General features: G+C 69.0%; 14 protein-coding genes. 9 read left to right on the top strand and 5 right to left on the bottom strand.

What is annotated here, in order from left to right:
- Window positions 1-18: 18 nt before the first annotated feature.
- The 3 genes from ABD206_RS11945 to recQ all read right to left on the bottom strand — a co-directional run bounded on the left by ABD206_RS11945 (window position 19) and on the right by recQ (window position 4,528).
- On the bottom strand, window positions 19-2,061 hold the full coding sequence (locus tag ABD206_RS11945; RefSeq protein ID WP_344072846.1) for an acyl-CoA dehydrogenase family protein: 2,043 nt from the start codon (window positions 2,059-2,061) through the stop codon (window positions 19-21).
- A gap of 125 nt (window positions 2,062-2,186) precedes the next feature.
- Window positions 2,187-2,699, bottom strand: coding sequence for a gluconokinase (locus tag ABD206_RS11940; RefSeq protein WP_344072844.1), 513 nt, complete (start codon window positions 2,697-2,699; stop codon window positions 2,187-2,189).
- A 5-nt stretch (window positions 2,700-2,704) separates the two neighbouring features.
- Entirely contained in the window at window positions 2,705-4,528 is a 1,824-nt protein-coding gene (recQ, locus tag ABD206_RS11935) for a DNA helicase RecQ (RefSeq protein ID WP_344072842.1), read from the bottom strand.
- 87 nt (window positions 4,529-4,615) lie between these two features.
- Between recQ and ABD206_RS11930 the strand changes: the two genes are divergently transcribed.
- The 7 genes from ABD206_RS11930 (at window position 4,616) to ABD206_RS11900 (ending at window position 10,713) form a co-directional block, all read left to right on the top strand.
- Complete coding sequence (locus ABD206_RS11930; protein ID WP_344072840.1) at window positions 4,616-4,936, top strand: GNAT family N-acetyltransferase; 321 nt, start codon at window positions 4,616-4,618, stop codon at window positions 4,934-4,936.
- On the top strand, window positions 4,936-5,892 hold the full coding sequence (locus tag ABD206_RS11925) for a pirin family protein (RefSeq protein WP_344072838.1): 957 nt from the start codon (window positions 4,936-4,938) through the stop codon (window positions 5,890-5,892). The genes ABD206_RS11930 and ABD206_RS11925 overlap by 1 nt, the downstream gene beginning before the upstream one ends.
- 72 nt (window positions 5,893-5,964) lie before the next feature.
- Window positions 5,965-6,507 (top strand): ECF transporter S component, encoded by a 543-nt coding sequence (locus ABD206_RS11920; protein ID WP_344072836.1) that lies wholly within the window; start codon window positions 5,965-5,967, stop codon window positions 6,505-6,507.
- Between the two features lie 41 nt (window positions 6,508-6,548).
- Window positions 6,549-8,423 (top strand): ABC transporter ATP-binding protein, encoded by a 1,875-nt coding sequence (locus tag ABD206_RS11915; protein WP_344072833.1) that lies wholly within the window; start codon window positions 6,549-6,551, stop codon window positions 8,421-8,423.
- Window positions 8,420-9,238: an energy-coupling factor transporter transmembrane component T gene (locus ABD206_RS11910; protein ID WP_344072831.1), complete on the top strand. Its 819-nt coding sequence runs from the start codon at window positions 8,420-8,422 to the stop codon at window positions 9,236-9,238. The genes ABD206_RS11915 and ABD206_RS11910 overlap by 4 nt, the downstream gene beginning before the upstream one ends.
- A gap of 27 nt (window positions 9,239-9,265) precedes the next feature.
- Entirely contained in the window at window positions 9,266-10,162 is an 897-nt protein-coding gene (locus ABD206_RS11905) for a siderophore-interacting protein (protein WP_344072829.1), read from the top strand.
- A complete protein-coding gene (locus ABD206_RS11900; RefSeq protein WP_344072827.1) occupies window positions 10,159-10,713 on the top strand; it encodes an ECF transporter S component in 555 nt (184 codons plus the stop codon). Before ABD206_RS11905 ends, ABD206_RS11900 begins: the two co-directional genes overlap by 4 nt.
- 12 nt (window positions 10,714-10,725) lie before the next feature.
- Here ABD206_RS11900 and ABD206_RS11895 read toward each other — a convergent pair whose 3' ends face one another.
- Entirely contained in the window at window positions 10,726-11,889 is a 1,164-nt protein-coding gene (locus ABD206_RS11895) for an acyl-CoA dehydrogenase family protein (protein ID WP_344072825.1), read from the bottom strand.
- A gap of 199 nt (window positions 11,890-12,088) precedes the next feature.
- On the opposite strand from ABD206_RS11895, the gene ABD206_RS11890 reads away from it, so the two are divergent.
- Entirely contained in the window at window positions 12,089-13,168 is a 1,080-nt protein-coding gene (locus ABD206_RS11890; RefSeq protein WP_344072823.1) for an Rv2578c family radical SAM protein, read from the top strand.
- 21 nt (window positions 13,169-13,189) lie between these two features.
- Here ABD206_RS11890 and ABD206_RS11885 read toward each other — a convergent pair whose 3' ends face one another.
- Window positions 13,190-15,358, bottom strand: coding sequence for a DEAD/DEAH box helicase (locus tag ABD206_RS11885; protein ID WP_344072822.1), 2,169 nt, complete (start codon window positions 15,356-15,358; stop codon window positions 13,190-13,192).
- Window positions 15,359-15,731: 373 nt separating this feature from the next.
- On the opposite strand from ABD206_RS11885, the gene ABD206_RS11880 reads away from it, so the two are divergent.
- Complete coding sequence (locus tag ABD206_RS11880; RefSeq protein ID WP_344072820.1) at window positions 15,732-16,643, top strand: aldose 1-epimerase family protein; 912 nt, start codon at window positions 15,732-15,734, stop codon at window positions 16,641-16,643.

Raw genomic sequence — 16,643 nt, 5'->3', positions numbered from 1 at the left:
CCACCGACATCGTCCGCATCACTTCTTCTTGGCGACCTTCTCCGAGATCGGGGCCTCGCCGGAGGCGGCGAGCGCAGCGTAGTGCGCGGCGGCTTCGTCCTGCCGAGCCTGCTCTGCCCCCGAGGCGATCGGGGCACGCACATGCTCGGGCGCGTGGCCGAACGCATCGACGAGGTCCTGGGCATGGGGGCGCAGACGCTTCACGAGGCGGTCGATGTAGCGCGAGACGGCGGCGGCGCGCTGTGTCGACAGACGCCCGTTGATGAGATACCACGACAGATGCTTCTCGATCAGGGTGAGCCCGAACAGGTCGCGCAGCCACGTCAGGACCTGTCGTGTGCCCTCATCCTCGGCACGGCCGACGGCATCTGTGAACGCCTCCCACTGCAGCAGCTCGGCGTGCGCACGAGCGGCCTCGATGAGCTCGGCCTGGTTGTCGTTGAAACGCTCGGCACCCTCAGCCTTGGACATCTTGGATGCCGCGCGCAGGCGCCCGGCGACATCGGCGACCATCTGCTGCACGCGCCCGGCGAGCAGTTCGTGCTGCTGGTCCGCGCGAAGGCCCCGCTCGACCGCCCGGGCGGTCGAGCCGAGATCGGTCACGACCTGACCGATCTGACGAAGGCCGGCACCATGGAAGACATTGCCGGCGGTCTGTCCCACCGCGTAGCGGGCAAGGGCCGCGGCGTCCTTGCCCTTGAACTGCTTCGCGTAGTCCGACAGCAGGCGCTTGCCGACCAGCTGCAGCAGCACATTGTTGTCGCCCTCGAAGGTGACGTAGATGTCGAGGTCGGACCGCAGGCCGGTAAGACGGTTTTCGGCGAGGAAACCCGAACCTCCGCACGCTTCACGCGCCTCCTGGATGATGTCCAGGGCATTCCAGGTCGACAGCGACTTCAGGGCGGCGGCGAGGGTCTCGAGATCCTCGCGCTCCTCGGGGGTGTCGGTGGTCCCGCCGAAGACGCCATCGAACTTCTTGAGCAGCTCGTCGTGCGCGAACGCCTGGGCGTACACCTGGGCGAGACGAGGCAGCAGTCGCCGCTGATGCTTGCCGTAGTCCAGCAGCACGACCTCGCCGGCGCCGTTGTCGAACTGGCGGCGCTGGTTGGCATAGGTGACCGCGATGTTCAGGGCGAGGGCCGATGCCCACGTCGCAGCGCCGTCGAGCGAGACACGGCCCTGCACGAGCGCACCGAGCATCGTGAAGAACCGGCGGCCGGGGCTGTCGATCGGACTCGTGTACGTGCCGTCGGCGGCCACGTCTCCGTAACGGTTGAGCAGGTTCTCACGGGGAACGCGGACGTTCGTGAAGTGCAGGCGCCCGTTGTCGATGCCGTTGAGGCCACCCTTGACGCCGTCGTCCTCGCCGCCGATGCCGGGGAGGAACTCGCCGTTCTCGTCGCGCAGCGGCACGAAAAAGCAGTGCACGCCGTAGTTGACGCCGCCGGTGATCAGCTGCGCGAACACGGTCGCAGCCTTGCCGTGCAGCGCGGCGTTGCCGAGGTAATCCTTCCAGGCCCCCCGGAACGGGGTGTGGATGACGAACTCTTCGGTCGCAGGGTCATAGGTCGCGGTCGTGCCGATGGCCGCGACATCCGAGCCGTGGCCGGTCTCGGTCATCGCGAAGGCACCCGGCAGATCGAGGGAGATGACGGCGGGAAGCCACTTGTCATGGTGCTTCTCGGTGCCGAGCTGATAGATCGCGGAACCGAACAGGCCCCACTGCACACCGGACTTGATCTGCAGGCTCGGGTCGGCGAGCACGAGCTCCTCGAAGCCGGCGAGGTTCGCGCCGTTGTCTTCGAACCCGCCGTACTTCTTGGGGAAAGCGCGACGAGAGCCGTTGTTCTCGACGAGCAGGTGCATCTGGGTCAGCACTCGCTCACGGTGCTCAGCGACGGTGAGTCCGTTGACCTGCCAGAACGCGGGATCCTTGATCACCTCTCGCGCCTCCAGACGCGTGGTGGCCCACGTCCCCAGCAGCAGGCTGGTGACAGCGGGCACATCGACACGGGGTGCGGAGCTTTCCGCTTCAACGGGACGGACAGCAGCGTCGACCATGGAATGACCTCACAGAGGGAACCGAATTACGTCACCCATACCGTAGGAGTGCCACAAACCTCGGCCAACTCGGTTGGGCGGCATCCACAATCTCACGGGCCGACGTCGACGCAGCCGGTTGTCGCCTATCGACAGGCCGAGTTCGACGAAGCATCGCGACGGCCGAACCATTCGGCTGCGGCGCGGGCGAGTGTGGGCGGGTCAGCGGAGACATCCAGGCGGATGCCGAGCTCGTCGGTGCCCAGCGGCTCATAGATCGCGAGTTGGGATTCCAGCAGCGACGCCGGCATGAAGTGATCGGCACGCGCCGCGGCACGTGCCGCCAGGAGGTGGGGCTCTCCCCAGAGATCGATGAACGCGGTCTGCGGCGCGCCGTCGCGAATGCGGTCTCGATAGGCACGCGTCAAGGCTGAGCACGCCATCACGAGGTCACCGTCGTCTCGAAGACACTCCGCCACGGCGCCCAACCACGGCCATCGGTCCGCGTCCGTCAGCGCGATCCCCGCCGACATCTTGGCGACATTGGCGGGCGGGTGCAGGTCGTCGCCGTCGACGAAAGGCATGCCGAGCAGCGCCGCCAACGCAACGCCGACCGACGACTTGCCGACGGCGGAGACCCCCATCACGACGATCGACACGTCGCTCAGGCTCCCGGCGCACCGGCGGCGATGACGGCGAGAACCGCGGCGCCGTAGGCGCCCTTCTTCTTCGCTCCGATGCCGGTGATGCCATCGAGCTGCTCGGCGGATGCCGGACGCAGCTCGGCGAGCGCGCGCAGGGTGGTATCGCCGAAGACGACGTAGGCGGGGACGCCCTGCTCCCGAGCAGCCTCGGCGCGCCAGGCGCGCAGAGCCTCGAACATCTCGCGATCTCCCTCGGCGACGGCATCCGAGGTCGCGGTGCGGCGAGTGCGTGACGAGCCGCCGGTGCGGCCGATCACGTCCTTGCGCAGCGGCACGGCGGCCTCTCCGCGCAGCACCTCCCCGGCGGGCTCCCCGAGCGCGAGGGTGCCGTATTCCCCCTGGGCGACGAGGATGCCGCGCGCGAGGAGCTGACGGATCACGCTGCGCCAATCCTGGTCCGACAAGTCGGCACCGATCCCGTAGGTCGCGAGGGTGTCGTGCCCGAGCTGCCGGATGCGGTCGGTCTGCGCTCCGCGCAGGATGTCGATGAGTTGCCCGGCTCCGTAGGCCTGGTTGCGCTCACGCTTGAGCCGCACGATCGTCGACAGCAACTTCTGTGAGGCCACCAATCCGTCCCAGGTCTCGGGCGGGGTGAGACAGGTGTCGCAGTTGCCGCAGGCGCCGGATGCCTCACCGAAGTACTCGAGCAGATTCTGCCGACGACACGACACCGTCTCGCACAGAGCGAGCATGGCATCCAGGTGCGCATGCTGGCGCCTCCTGTGGGCGAGGTCTCCCTCGCCGCCGTCGATGAGGCGCCGCTGCTGCACGACATCCGAGAGCCCGTAGGCCATCCACGCGACCGCGGGCTCGCCGTCCCGCCCGGCGCGCCCGGTCTCCTGGTAGTAGCCCTCGACCGACTTCGGCAGATCGATATGGGCGACGAAACGCACGTCGGGCTTGTCGATCCCCATGCCGAACGCGATCGTCGCAACCATGACGATCCCGTCCTCGCGGAGGAACCGCTGCTGGTGGTCCGCGCGCATGCCCGCCTCGAGGCCCGCGTGGTACGGCAAGGCGTCGAAGCCCTGGGCGCGCAGATACTCCGCCGTCTGCTCGACGCTCTTACGGCTGAGGGCGTAAACGATGCCCGAGGATCCCGAAGGCTGCTGCCGCAGGAACGCGACGAGCTGGCGCCGTGCGTCGGCCTTCGGCTCGATCCGGTACTGGATGTTCGGGCGGTCGAAACTGGCGACGAAGTGGCGGGCCGCGGGCATCCGCAGGCGGTCGGTGATTTCGCGATGGGTCGCCCGCGTCGCAGTCGCCGTGAGCGCCATGCGCGGCACCCCGGGGAAGCGCTCGACCAGGTCACCGAGGGCGAGGTAGTCGGGTCGGAAGTCGTGCCCCCACTGAGAGACGCAGTGGGCCTCGTCGATCGCGATCACGCTCAGTCGCCCACGCTGCAGCAATCCGGTCACGGCCGGATTCGAGAGACGCTCGGGGGCGATGTAGATGAGGTCGAGCTCACCGGCGACGTAGGCGCGCTCGACCTCCGCGCGCTCGGGGGCGGACAGCGTCGAGTTGAGGTACGCGGCCCGCACGCCGTTGGCACGCAGCGCCTGCACCTGGTCATGCATGAGGGCGATCAGCGGCGAGACCACCAGCCCCGTCCCCCCGCGCACGAGCGCCGGGACCTGATAGGTGACGCTCTTGCCGCCGCCGGTGGGCATCAGCACGATCGCGTCGCCGCCGGCCACGACATGGTCGACGATCGCCGCCTGGTCGCCGCGGAACGCGTCGTACCCGTAGACCTCGCGCAGTACATCCAGGGGGCGAGAGTCCATGCCGCCACGCTACCGGCACCCTCCGACAGACCGTGGCGGAACAGAACCGCGCGCGCCTACGTTGGGACCTGCGACGAGAGGACTGCGATGACCGCCACCGACACCACCCCCGAAGTCGTGCGCAACGACGCCGACAGCCGCTACGAGATCCACGTGGGAGGTGCGCTCGCCGGCTTCACCGAGTTCGTTGCAGATGACGAGGGCCGCTTCGTCTACCCGCACACCGAAATCGACAAGGCCTTCGGTGGACAAGGCCTCGGCTCGATCCTCGTGCGCGGCGCGATGACCGATGCCGCAGCCCGCGGCGAGACCGTCGTGCCCACGTGCTCGTTCGTGGTGCGCTACCTCCAGTCCCATGAGATCCCGGGGCTCGACATCCACTGGGCCGACGCGGCCGCAACCGAGTGATGACGCGTCTGGACGCGGGGGACGAAGAGCGCGGGAACGCCGCGCTCTCTCCCGGCCCGCGCCTGGACGCTCTCGAACTGCGCGAGGTGCCCCTGGGCGGCATCCGAGCGATGCCGGTGCGTCGCGCGCTACCCCAGCGCGACCTGCCGATGGTCGGCGCGTGGTGCTTCCTGGACCGGTTCGGCCCGCAGGTCACGACGATGCGCGTCGACCCGCATCCGCATATCGGGCTGCAGACGGTGACCTGGCCGTTCGCCGGTGAGGTCCGCCACCGCGACACTCTCGGCAGCGACATCGTCGTCCGCCGCGGCACGCTCAACCTCATGACCGCCGGTGCCGGGATCGCGCACTCGGAGTACTCGGTCGGGGAGGCGGACATCCCCCTGGACGCCCTGCAGCTGTGGGTCGCGCTCCCCGAGGCGCGGCGGCACGGCAACCCCGCGTTCGAGCAGGTCACCGCCCTGCCCGAACTCGCGCTCGATCACGGCGCGCGGGCCACCGTCGTTCTGGGCGAGCTCGACGGCGTCGCCTCTCCGGCGACCGTCTACACCCCGATCGTCGGCGCCGAGCTCACTCTCGAGGCCGGTGCGCAGGCCACGGTCCCGCTGCGCGCCGAGTGGGAGCATGCCCTGCTCCTCGTTGCGGGGACCGCGGAGGTGGCATCCACCCCGCTGGATGCCGAGCATCTCCTCTACCTCGGACGCGGACGCGAGCACGTGACGCTCTCGAGCACGGCGGGGGCGACCGTGTTCCTCCTCGGCGGCGAGCCGTTCGGGGAAGACATCATCATGTGGTGGAACTTCGTGGGCCGTTCGCACGAAGAGATCGTCACGGCCCGCGACGCCTGGGAGGCGGCTGCCGAGCGCTTCGGGCACATCGTCGGGCACGGTCCCGAGCGGATCCCGGCCCCTCCTCTGCCGGCGGTTCGCCTGACTCGCCGGCGACGGCGCCTGTGACGGACCGCGCACCCGACGATTTCCTCCGGCGCCCCCGGCCGCGACATTCCGCATCGCCACTACGCTGAGTGGGTGACCCGATCGGCCGTGCTCTCGACGCGTGTTCTGCTGACCTGCGCCGCGATCGGCGTCGCAGCCGGCGTCCTCGGTGGCATCGAGGGATGGCTCGCGATTCCGGTGCTCGCGACGCTGCCGATCGTCTACGGATTCATGCTCGGTGTCCATGTGCTGCCCGGCATCATCGCCCAAGAGGCACTCCGTCTGCCGTGGGTCGCTCTGATGACCCACCTCATCGCAGCGCTCGTCTCGGCCGCGATCGCACCGCCGTACCTGCTGCAGTTCTTCGGCACCGCGCTGCTGTTCGGCGGCATCCAGGAGGTCGTCGCCGCCCTCACGCGCTATCGCGTCTGGCAGGCGTGGCGCTTCTTCATCTCGGCCGCCGTCATCGGCGTCCTCGTTGCGGTGGCGGTTTTTTTCGCCGCGCACCTGTCCTCACTCCCGGTGTGGGCGCAGATCACGTACCTGGCCCTCTCCTTCCTCGGACCGATCGCCTGGACGGCCGTCGGCCTTGCGATCGGCGCGGGGCTCCGACGAGCGGGTGTCGCCCGGCGCTGACAAGTCGTTTAGGTTAGGGAAGACTAACTTCCCGAGGATCCATGACTCTGCCCGCCCCTGACGCCGGCCACGCACACGATGCGTCGGCGGCACCCCTGTTGCGCCTGCACGAGGTCGGCATCATGCACGAGGGTGAAGACACCCGAGTTCCCGCCCACGTGTCGTTCACGGTCACCGCGGGCGATGTCGTGCTGCTGCTGGGCCCCAGCGGGTCTGGCAAGTCGACCCTCTCGCTCGCGATGAACGGACTCATCCCCCATGCCATCCCCGCGACACTGGACGGGAGGATCGAGGTGGGCGGGCGCGACACCGCTACCCACACCGTGGCACAGCTGTCCACGGGCGTCGGCATGGTCTTCCAGGATCCCGACGCGCAGCTCGTCACCGGGACGCTGTTGGATGAGGTCGCGTTCGGTCCCGAGAACCTGCGACTGCCGGTCGAGACGGTCTTGCGCCGCAGCGAAGACGCCCTGCGACGCGTCGGGTTGTGGGAACGACGCGGCGAGAACCCCGACCGACTCTCGGGCGGCGGGCGCCAGCGCCTCGCGATCGCGTGCGCCCTCGCGATGGGTTCGCCGGTCCTCGTGTTGGATGAGCCGACCGCGAACCTGGACCCCGCAGGAATCGAGGATGTCTACGCCGCGCTGGACGATCTGGTCGCTGCGGGTGATCGGGCCATCGTGCTCATCGAGCACAATCTCGATGCCGCGATCGGCTTCGTCAACCGCGTCGTCGTCCTCGATCATGACGGCGTCGTCATCGCCGACGGCGGTGTGGACGACATCCTCCGAGGTCGCGCGGGAGAGTTGCACGAGCTGGGCGTGTGGTTGCCGGTGTCGACCCTGGCCGCGCTCCGACTGCGCGGCGCCGGCTACGCACTCGACCCGCTCCCTCTGACACCCGACGAGTTGCGAGACGCCCTCGCGCGCGAAGCGCCGGGTCAGACATCCTCCCCTGACCCGGCGCCCGCCGCAGCCGCCACCGGCACGGCACCTCGCGAAGGTAGGAGATATCGCGAGGGTAGGACCGACACGCCGCTCCAGAGTCCTACCCCGGCGATTTCTCCTACGCTCCCGCGGGGCGCCGGTGCCGGTCGCGCCGCCGGCCTCGAAGCGCCGCTCATCGACATCCGCCATCTCAGCCTTCGCCGCAAGAAGACGACCGTCCTGCAGGATGTGTCGCTCGAGGTTGCCCGCGGGGAGTTCGTCGCGATCGTCGGCGCGAACGGCGCGGGCAAGACCACGCTCCTGCAGTCGATGGCCGGGGTGCTTCGACCGCCGAAAGGCGCCGTGCACGTGGGTGGCATGGATGTCGCGCGCGCCGACGACCGGCAGCTGTCTGCCCACATCGGCTTCGTGTTCCAGAACCCCGAACATCAGTTCATCGCACACACGGTCTTCGACGAGGTCGCACACGGATTGCGCCGGCAGGGGCTGGACGACGAGCAGGTGCGCGGGCGAGCGGGCGCGATCCTCGCACGGTTCGGTCTCGCGGATCGCCAACACGTCCATCCCTACCTGCTGTCGGGCGGTCAGAAGCGGCGCCTCTCGGTCGGGACGGCGCTCGTCGCCGGGGCTCCTGTGCTGGCGCTCGACGAGCCCACCTTCGGACAGGACCACGCACGCGCCGAAGAACTGCTCACCTTGCTCAGCGAGCTGAACGACGAGGGAACCACGATCATCGTGGTCACCCACGACATGCAGCTGGTCGCCGATCACGCCCGTCGCGTGGTCGTGGTCGACGACGGGCGGATCGTCGGCGACGGACCGACAGCGGAGGTCTTCGCCGATGCGGAACTCCTCGCGCGCGGCGCGTTGCGCACCCCGCCGCTGACCAGCGCTCTGTCCGGCCTGACCGAGCACCCCGGGCTGGCTGGTATCGCGCGCTTGTCCGACCTGCCGGGAGGGACCGCGTGAGCACGACAGTCCTCGACCCGTACCTCGATCGCGTGGATGCCGCCCCCTGGCGCTTCCTGCACCGCCTGAACCCGCTCGCCAAGATCGCCGCCCCTGTACCGGCGATCGTGCTCCTCGTCTTCGCCCGTGACCTGGCGACGCCGCTCGCGTTCCTCGCCCTGGCCTATCTCGTCCTCATCGTCGGGGTCGCGGCATCCGCTCGCCTGGCGATGCTGCTCGGGCTCCTCGTCCCCGGCGTCGCGCTCGTGCTGGGCCTCGGGTTCTCACTGTGGACGGATGCCGACCTCGTCGACACCACCGCCCCGGTGTTCTCGGTTGGCGGGTACACCCTCTACTCCGGTGCCCTGCTGGTCGGGTTCGCCACCGGCCTGCGTCTGGCCGCGATCCTCGCTCTGTCGCTGATCGCTGGGCTCAGCACCACGGGTCCCGACCTCGCGCGCTCGTTGGTCCAGCAACTCCGCGTGCCCTACCGTGTCGGCTACACGGCGCTCGCGGCGTTCCGGTTCGTGCCCCGTTTCGGGTACGAGCTGGAGATCATCCGACAGGCTCACCGCGTGCGTGGCGCCCATCGAGGTCGCGGCCCGATCGCCGCGCTCCGGCGCTGGTTCGGGTACGTCGTCCCGCTCCTGGCGGGCGCCATCCGTCACGCCGAGCGCGTCGCCCTGGCCATGGATGCCCGCGCCTTCGGCGCACACCGCGAGCGCACGGAGCGCCATCTGGTGCCGTTCCGTGCGCGCGACATCGTTTTCGTTCTCGCATTCTGGGCCGTCTCCGCGACCCTGTTCACTCTGCTGTTCCCCTGGGGTCTCGGCTGACCCGTTCTCCCTCACGAAAGGATCCCGATGGCCCGCGCCGGCGCACTTGTGAAACCGCAGATCCAAGACCTCATCCACCTCCGCGTGCTCCGCACTGAACGCGTGAGCCCCCACTGGCAGCGCATCACGCTGGGGGGTGCGGAGATCGAGAAGTTCCGTCCCCTCGGGTACGACCAGTGGTTCCGGATCTTCCTGCCCCTGGGCGGCGATGACGGACTCGACCGCATTCCCGCAAAGGCCAACAAGCTGTTCGGCTACCTCACGTACCTCCGCATTCCGGACGGCGTGCGCCCGGTCATGCGCAACTACACGGTGCGCGCCTACCGAGCCGCGGGTCCCTCCGGAGGGCCGGAGATCGATGTGGATTTCGTGCTGCACGGTTCCGTCGCCGACGGAACCGCGGGTCCTGCTTCGCGATGGGCCGAGACCTGCGAGGTCGGCGATAGCGTCGTCATCATCGACGAGGGGCTCGGTTTCAACCCGGCGCGCGGCGTCGAACGGGTTCTGCTCGTGGCCGACGAGTCCGGGCTCCCCGCGCTCGCAGGGGTGTGCGCGTCACTGCCGGATTCCGCCATCGGGACCGCACTCATCGAGGTGGCCGACCCCGCGGATGCGCTCGAGTTCGACCATCCCGCTGGTGTCGAGGTGCGCTGGGTCGTTCGCGCAGCCCGTGCGCATCCCGGAACAGCGGTGCTGGCCGCGCTCGCCGAGTCGCCACCGAGCCTGGTCGATATCCACGCGTTCATCGTGGGCGAGCAGTCTCTTCCCACCGCCGCGCGCCGCTGGCTCGTCGAGCGCGGCGTCGACAAGAACGCGATCAGCTTCATCGGGTACTGGCGCGTCGGGTCGGCTTCACCCACCCCGAAGTCCCAGCGACCCGAGGCATCACGATCCGTCGCCGCCGAGGACGGTGACCGCTCGTGAGCCGCGTCTCCACGATCTACCTGCTGACGTGTGCGGCAATCGGGGTGGCAGGCGGCGTGCTCTTCTGGAGCGCGGCGTGGGTGTCATCCCTGCTGTTCGCGACGACGCAGTTCTACTCCGTCGCGCTGGCCGGCCTATGGCTGACGCCCGCCGTGATCGGGCTGCGCCTGCTGGAACGCCCCCTCGCAGGGCTCCTCGTCGGCCTGATGGCCGGATTGGTCGCCTTCGCCTACCTCGGCACCAGCTTGTGGTGGTCGTTCTTCGCCGAGCTTCCGTTCCTCGTGGTCCTCTACCGCCACTGGCGCACATGGCAGTACTACGCCGGCGCCGTGGTGGTCGCGGTTGTGTACCCGGTCCTTTCGGCGGCGTACTTCAACCTGTGGACGATTCCCCTCGCGGCCCAGATCGGGTTCTTCGCGCTCACTCTCGTCAGCTGCCTCGCCGGTGTCGCCCTCGGCATCCTCATCGCCGACCGACTCCGCCACGCGGGCGTCGCGCGGCTGGCGAGGCGGGCGCCGGGGCCACGGGACACGGCACCGGAAGAACGGTAGCGAGAAGAACCGTCAGCGCTTGCCGGCGATCTGGCGACCGACGATCTCGCGCATGATCTCGTTGGTGCCGCCGTAGATGCGGTGGACGCGGGCATCCAGGAACGCGCGGGCGATCGGATACTCGGTGATGTAGCCGTACCCGCCATGCAGTTGTACGCAGGTGTCGAGCACCTCCCACTCGCGCTCGGTGGCCCAGAACTTGACCTTCGCAGCCTCTTCGGCCGAGAGCTTTCCGTCCTTGTAGGCCAGCAGCGCCCGGTCGATGTACGCCCACAGCGCGTCGACGGTGGTGGCGACATCCGCGAGCTGGAAGCGAGTGTTCTGGAAGTCGATGATCCGCTCGCCGAAGGCCTCGCGGTCCTTCGTGTAGGCGACCGTCCACTCCAGCGCAGCAGCAGCGGCCGCAGCGCCGGCAACGCCGATCGAGAGGCGCTCGAGGGGCAGGTTCATCATGAGCTGGATGAAGCCGAGGCCTTCCTTGCCGCCGATGAGGTTGCCCTCGGGCACGAACACGTCGCTGAAGCTGAGCTCGGCGGTGTCGTGCCCCTGGAAGCCCATCTTGTGCAGCTTCTTGCCGTGGTCGAAGCCCTCCATGCCGTTCTCGATGATCAGCAGGCTGAAGGCATCCGGGCGGTTGCCTTCACCGGTCTTGACGAAGGTGACGATGATGTCGGCGGTCTTGCCGCTGGAGATGAAGGTCTTCGCGCCATTGACGATGTAGCCTCCGTCGACCTTCTTGGCGGTCGTCTTGACACCGCGCAGGTCGCTGCCGGCGCCGGGCTCGGTCATCGCGAGGGCGCCGAGGATCTCACCGGTCGCCATGCCCGGGAGCCACTTCTCCTTCTGCTCCTGCGTGCCCATGTGCACGAGGTAGGGAACGGCCAGGTCATCCTGGATGCCGAATGCGCCCGCGAGGGAACCGGCTCCCGCGGCGATGACCTCTTCGTTGACGACGGCCCGGAAGCGGTAGTCCTGCAGCATCCCGGCTCCGCCGAACTCCTCGGGAACCGAGAGTCCGATGAGGCCCGACTCGCCGGCTGCGAGCATCGTCGCACGGTCGACCTCACCCTCGGCATCCCACTTCTCGCGGGCCTCGTTCGTCACGTACCGCTTGACGAACTCCTTGACCACGTCGCGGAATGCCTCGTGGTCCTCGTCGTAGATGTCGCGTTCCATTGCGCGTCCTCCCTTGCCTCGTTGCCGCCGTGATTCTATGCCCGCTCATCGACCGACGCGAGCACCGCATGTGGGATTGAGCGTCATCGATGGCGAGACGCGGTGCCAAGGTTGTGGGATGCCTCCATCTACGTCTCTTCGTTCTATTTTTGCCACTCTGTATTGACTTAACATTCGTTTTTCTGTTCGACTAGCGTGCATGAGATGGAACGGGCAGGCGCTGGGTGCGACCGATGACTCCACCCTCCCGGGGATGGAGCACCTCGGCGGATTCGTCCGCTCCGTGACCACCCCCGAGTTCGCCGGCATGACCTTCCACGAGGTGCTCTGCAAGAGCGCCCTCAACCAGGTCCCCGGCGCCTCCGCGATGCCGTTCGACTGGACGATCAACCCCTATCGGGGCTGCAGCCATGCGTGCACATACTGTTTCGCCAGAGGGACTCACGAGTATCTCGATCTGGATACCGGGCGCGACTTCGACTCGCAGATCGTCGTCAAGGTCAACGTCGCCGAGGTGCTTCGAACCGAGCTGGCTCGGCCGTCCTGGGTTGCCGACCCGGTCATGCTCGGCACCAACACCGACCCGTACCAGCGGGCGGAGGGCCGCTACCGTCTGATGCCGGGAATCATCCAGACGCTGGCCGATGCCGGCACCCCGTTCTCGATCCTCACGAAGGGAACGCTGCTGCGCCGCGATCTCCCGCTGCTGCGTGAGGCCGCAGGGCAAGTGGACGTCTCTCTCGCGATGTCGGTGGCGATCTTCGATGACGCCCTGCAGCGTTCCCTCGAGCCCGGCACTCCGAGCGCTGCGGCGCGGCTCGAGACGGTGCGGGCGGCATCCGAGGCCGGATTCTCGGTCACCGTGTTCCTGATGCCGATCCTTCCGCACCTCACAGACTCGGTCGCGGCCATCGACCACGCGCTCGGCGCGATCAAGGTCGCAGGTGCGACCCGCGTCGTGTTCGGCGCACTCCATCTGCGGCCGGGCGCGAAGCAGTGGTTCCTCCACTGGCTCGAGCGCGAGCATCCGGAGCTCGTGGGGGCGTATCGCGGGCTCTACCCGGGCGCATCCTCCTACACCCCGAAACCGTATCGCTCGTGGCTCGCGAAGCGGGTTCGTCCCTTGCTGCGCGTGCACGGCCTCGACGGACACGCCGAGACCGAGGCGCCTCCGCGCGAGCCCGTTCCTGGCCTTGCCGCGCGAAAAGCCGCGGCATCCGTCGTCACCACTTCCCGGGGGAGAGCGGCGCGAGCGGATGCCGCGGCGATGCTGTTCTGAGCGTCAGGCGTCGGTGTCGTCTCAGGCGTCGACGTCGGCGAGCTGGCGACCGGCGAGCTCTTCGAGCAGATCGTCGCCCAGGCGCACCTCGTCGAACGGAGCCTCGATCTCGGCACGGTCCAGCAGCTCGGTCATGCGACGGCGGCGCTGGCGCGTGATGAGGGTCACCACGGTGCCCGAACGACCGGCGCGGCCGGTGCGGCCCGAGCGGTGCAGGTACGTCTTGTACTCGTCGGGGGCGTCAGCCTGGATGACCAGGTCGATCTCGTCGACGTGGATGCCGCGCGCGGCGACATCCGTGGCGACGAGCACGCGGACGCGGCCCGAGGTGAGCTTCTCGAGGTTGCGCGTGCGCTTGGCCTGGTTGAGGTCACCGTGCAGGGCGAGCGCCGGGATGCCGGCGTCATCGAACTGCTCGGAGAGCATCTCGGCGTAGGCGCGGGTGCGGGCGAAGACGAGCGTCTTGCCCCCGCGGTCGACGAGCGACTCGAGGATCTCGGCCTTGTCGCGGTGGTCGATCACGAGCACGCGGTGATCGATCGTGCCCGAGTCTTGGTCTTCGCCGGCGACCTCGTAGACGGCGGGCTCGACGAGGAATTCATCCACCAACGCTGCGACCTCGCGGTCGAGGGTGGCCGAGAAGAGGAGCTTCTGGCTACCGTCCGCGGTGAGGCGCAGGATCCGCTGGACAGGCTCGAGGAATCCGAGCTCACACATGTGGTCGGCCTCATCCAGCACGGCGATGCGCACCTCAGAGAGGTCGAGCTTGCCCTGCTCCACGAGGTCCTCGATACGGCCCGGGGTGCCGATGATGATGTCGACGCCCTTCTTGAGCGCACCGACCTGGCGAGCCTGGGGCACGCCGCCGTAGATCTGGGTGGTGAACAGGCCCACGCTGCGGGCGATCGGCTGGATCGTGCGGTCGATCTGGAGAGCGAGCTCACGGGTCGGAGCCAGAACGAGCGCCTTCGGCGAACGCCCGTACTCGCGCTTGGTGCCGGCCTGCAGGCGCAGGATGCTCTCGACGAGCGGGGCGCCGAAGGCGATGGTCTTGCCGGAGCCCGTGCGACCGCGGGCGAGGACGTCGCGACCCTCGAGGATCGGCGCGACCGTGGCGGCCTGGATCGGGAACGGGGTGGCCGCACCCATGTCGGCGAGCGCACGGACGATGTTCTGACCGAGCCCCAGGTCGGCGAAGGTCACGTCGGCGACGACGTCGGCCTGGACGGCCTCTGCCTGCAGGCGCTCGTGGACGACATCCACCTGCGCCTCCTGCGCAGCCGAGCGCGCGGGCGCGGCGTTCCAGTCGGAGCGCCCCGGACGGTCGTCGCGGTCGTTGCGGCGCGGGCGGTCATCGCGGTTGTAGCCACCCGCCCGGTCGTCGCGACGAGGACGGTCATCACGGTTGTAGCCGCCACGGGGGCGATCGTCGCGGTTGTACCCACCGGCACGGTCATCACGACGGGGACGGTCGTCCCGAGAGAAGCTGCGGTCGCGGTCATCACGACGAGGACGGTCGTCACGGTTGTACCCACCGGCACGGTCATCACGGCGGGCAGGACGGTCCTCCCACGAGCGGGCGCCACGGTCGGCATCCCGGCGCGGGCGGTCGTCACGGTTGTACCCGCCAGCGCGGTCATCACGACGAGGACGGTCGTCACGGTTGTACCCGCCGGCACGGTCGTCACGGCGTGCGCCGCCGTACGACGGGCGGTCACCCCGCGGGGCGCGGTCGTCCCAGGCGCGAGCGCGACGGTCCTCGTCACGACCCGAGCGGGGAGTGCGGTCATCGCGACGGCGATCGTTGTAGGCGGGGCGGTCGTCGCGCGCCGGGCGGTCATCACGACGAGGACGGTCGCCGTACGAGGGGCGCTCGCTGCGGGCCGGACGGTCCTCCCAGCGACGCTCGTCGCGGGCCGGACGGTCATCGCGGCGGTCGGTGCGGGCGTGCGTGCGGATGCCGCGCGCCTCATCACGACCGGCCTTCTCCTGCGCGGTCCAGCGACGCTTGGGGGCTCCCTCGGCGGCATCCGCGCGGTATCCGCGGTGGCTCGGGCTCTTGCTGCCGGGCTTGCCGGCCGAGGCCTCGCCCGGACGGCGCTTGCGGTCCTGGAACGAGGTCTTGGCGCCGTAGCGCGGCTCGAAGTTCTTCGCGGCGCGACCGCCGGCGGGCTTCTTGTTCTTGGGCATGGGTATGTCCTTCTGGGTTCTCTGCGCACGAGAACAGCGACCGCGATCAGTGCGCGCGGTCCAACCCGGACTACCGTCGGCCGGGGCCATTCATGTGATGGGAATGTGCGCCGATCGGCGCTCACCATCGGCCCCTAGGACTCACAAACCCATCCGCCACACATGGCGGTGTCCCGAGCCGACCTTCCCACTGTACAGGCCTCACCTGTGAATCCGCCCCTCACGGCATCCGCCCGCGCGCCCCCACCCCGCCGAACCCACACACTCGTTGCGAATCCACACGTTCATGACGTCAGCAACGTGTGGGTTCGCACGCAACGTGTGGGTTCGGCGCGCGGCCTAGGGTGGAGACGGGTCACGAGCGAGGAGAGTCATGGTGCACGAGCCGACGGGCGAGCAGTACTACCTGACGAGCGCGGACGGTCGGGTGAGCGCGCACCTCACGCAGGTGGGGGCGACGATCCGCGGTCTGACGGTCGACGGTGTGGATGCGATCGCGCCCTACCCGCTCGGGATGCCCGCACCGGCGGCATCCGGCACCGTACTGGTCCCCTGGCCGAACCGCATCCGCGACGGCAAGTGGTCGCACGACGGCAAGAGCTACCAGCTGTGGATCACGGATCCCGCCTACACCTCCGCCTCGCACGGCCTGCTGCGCTTCATGCCCTACACGGTCGCCGAGAAGGCTTCTGACCGGCTCACCCTCGCGGCCACGGTGTTCCCACAATCCGGCTACCCGTTCCAGCTCGACACCACGGTGACCTACGCGCTGACATCCGACGGCATCGAGGTGACGCACGTCATCACGAACGTCGGTGCGGATGCCGCACCCGTCGCCGTGGGGACCCACCCGTACTTCACCGTCGGCGACGTGCCGACCGAAGACCTCGTCCTCACCTCTCCGGGGGCGCGCGTGATCACGATCGACGACCAGTTACTCCCTGTCGGCGAGGTGCCGGTGGATGCGTCCACGGACCTCCGTCGGGGCGCGCGTCTGGGCGACGTCGATCTCAACACGACCTACACCGACCTGGAGCGCGACGCCGACGGCATCCTGCGCCACCACTTGCGCGCACCGGATGGCCGCACCGTCACGCTGTGGCAGGGCGAGGGGATGGACTACGCGCAGGTCTTCACGACCGACCGCTACCCCAACCGCCCGCTCGCCGTGGCGATCGAGCCGATGAGCGCCGTCCCCGACGCCTTCAACTCGGGCCGGGGACTGCGCTGGCTCGCCCCCGGCGAGAGCTGGACGGTGAGCTGGGGCGTCACTTACTCAGGCTGA

Source organism: Microbacterium sediminicola, assembly GCF_039531125.1.
GTDB lineage: Bacteria > Actinomycetota > Actinomycetes > Actinomycetales > Microbacteriaceae > Microbacterium > Microbacterium sediminicola.
The sequence above is the reverse complement of the archived record's forward strand: the minus strand, read 5'-3'. Positions and strand labels throughout refer to the sequence as shown.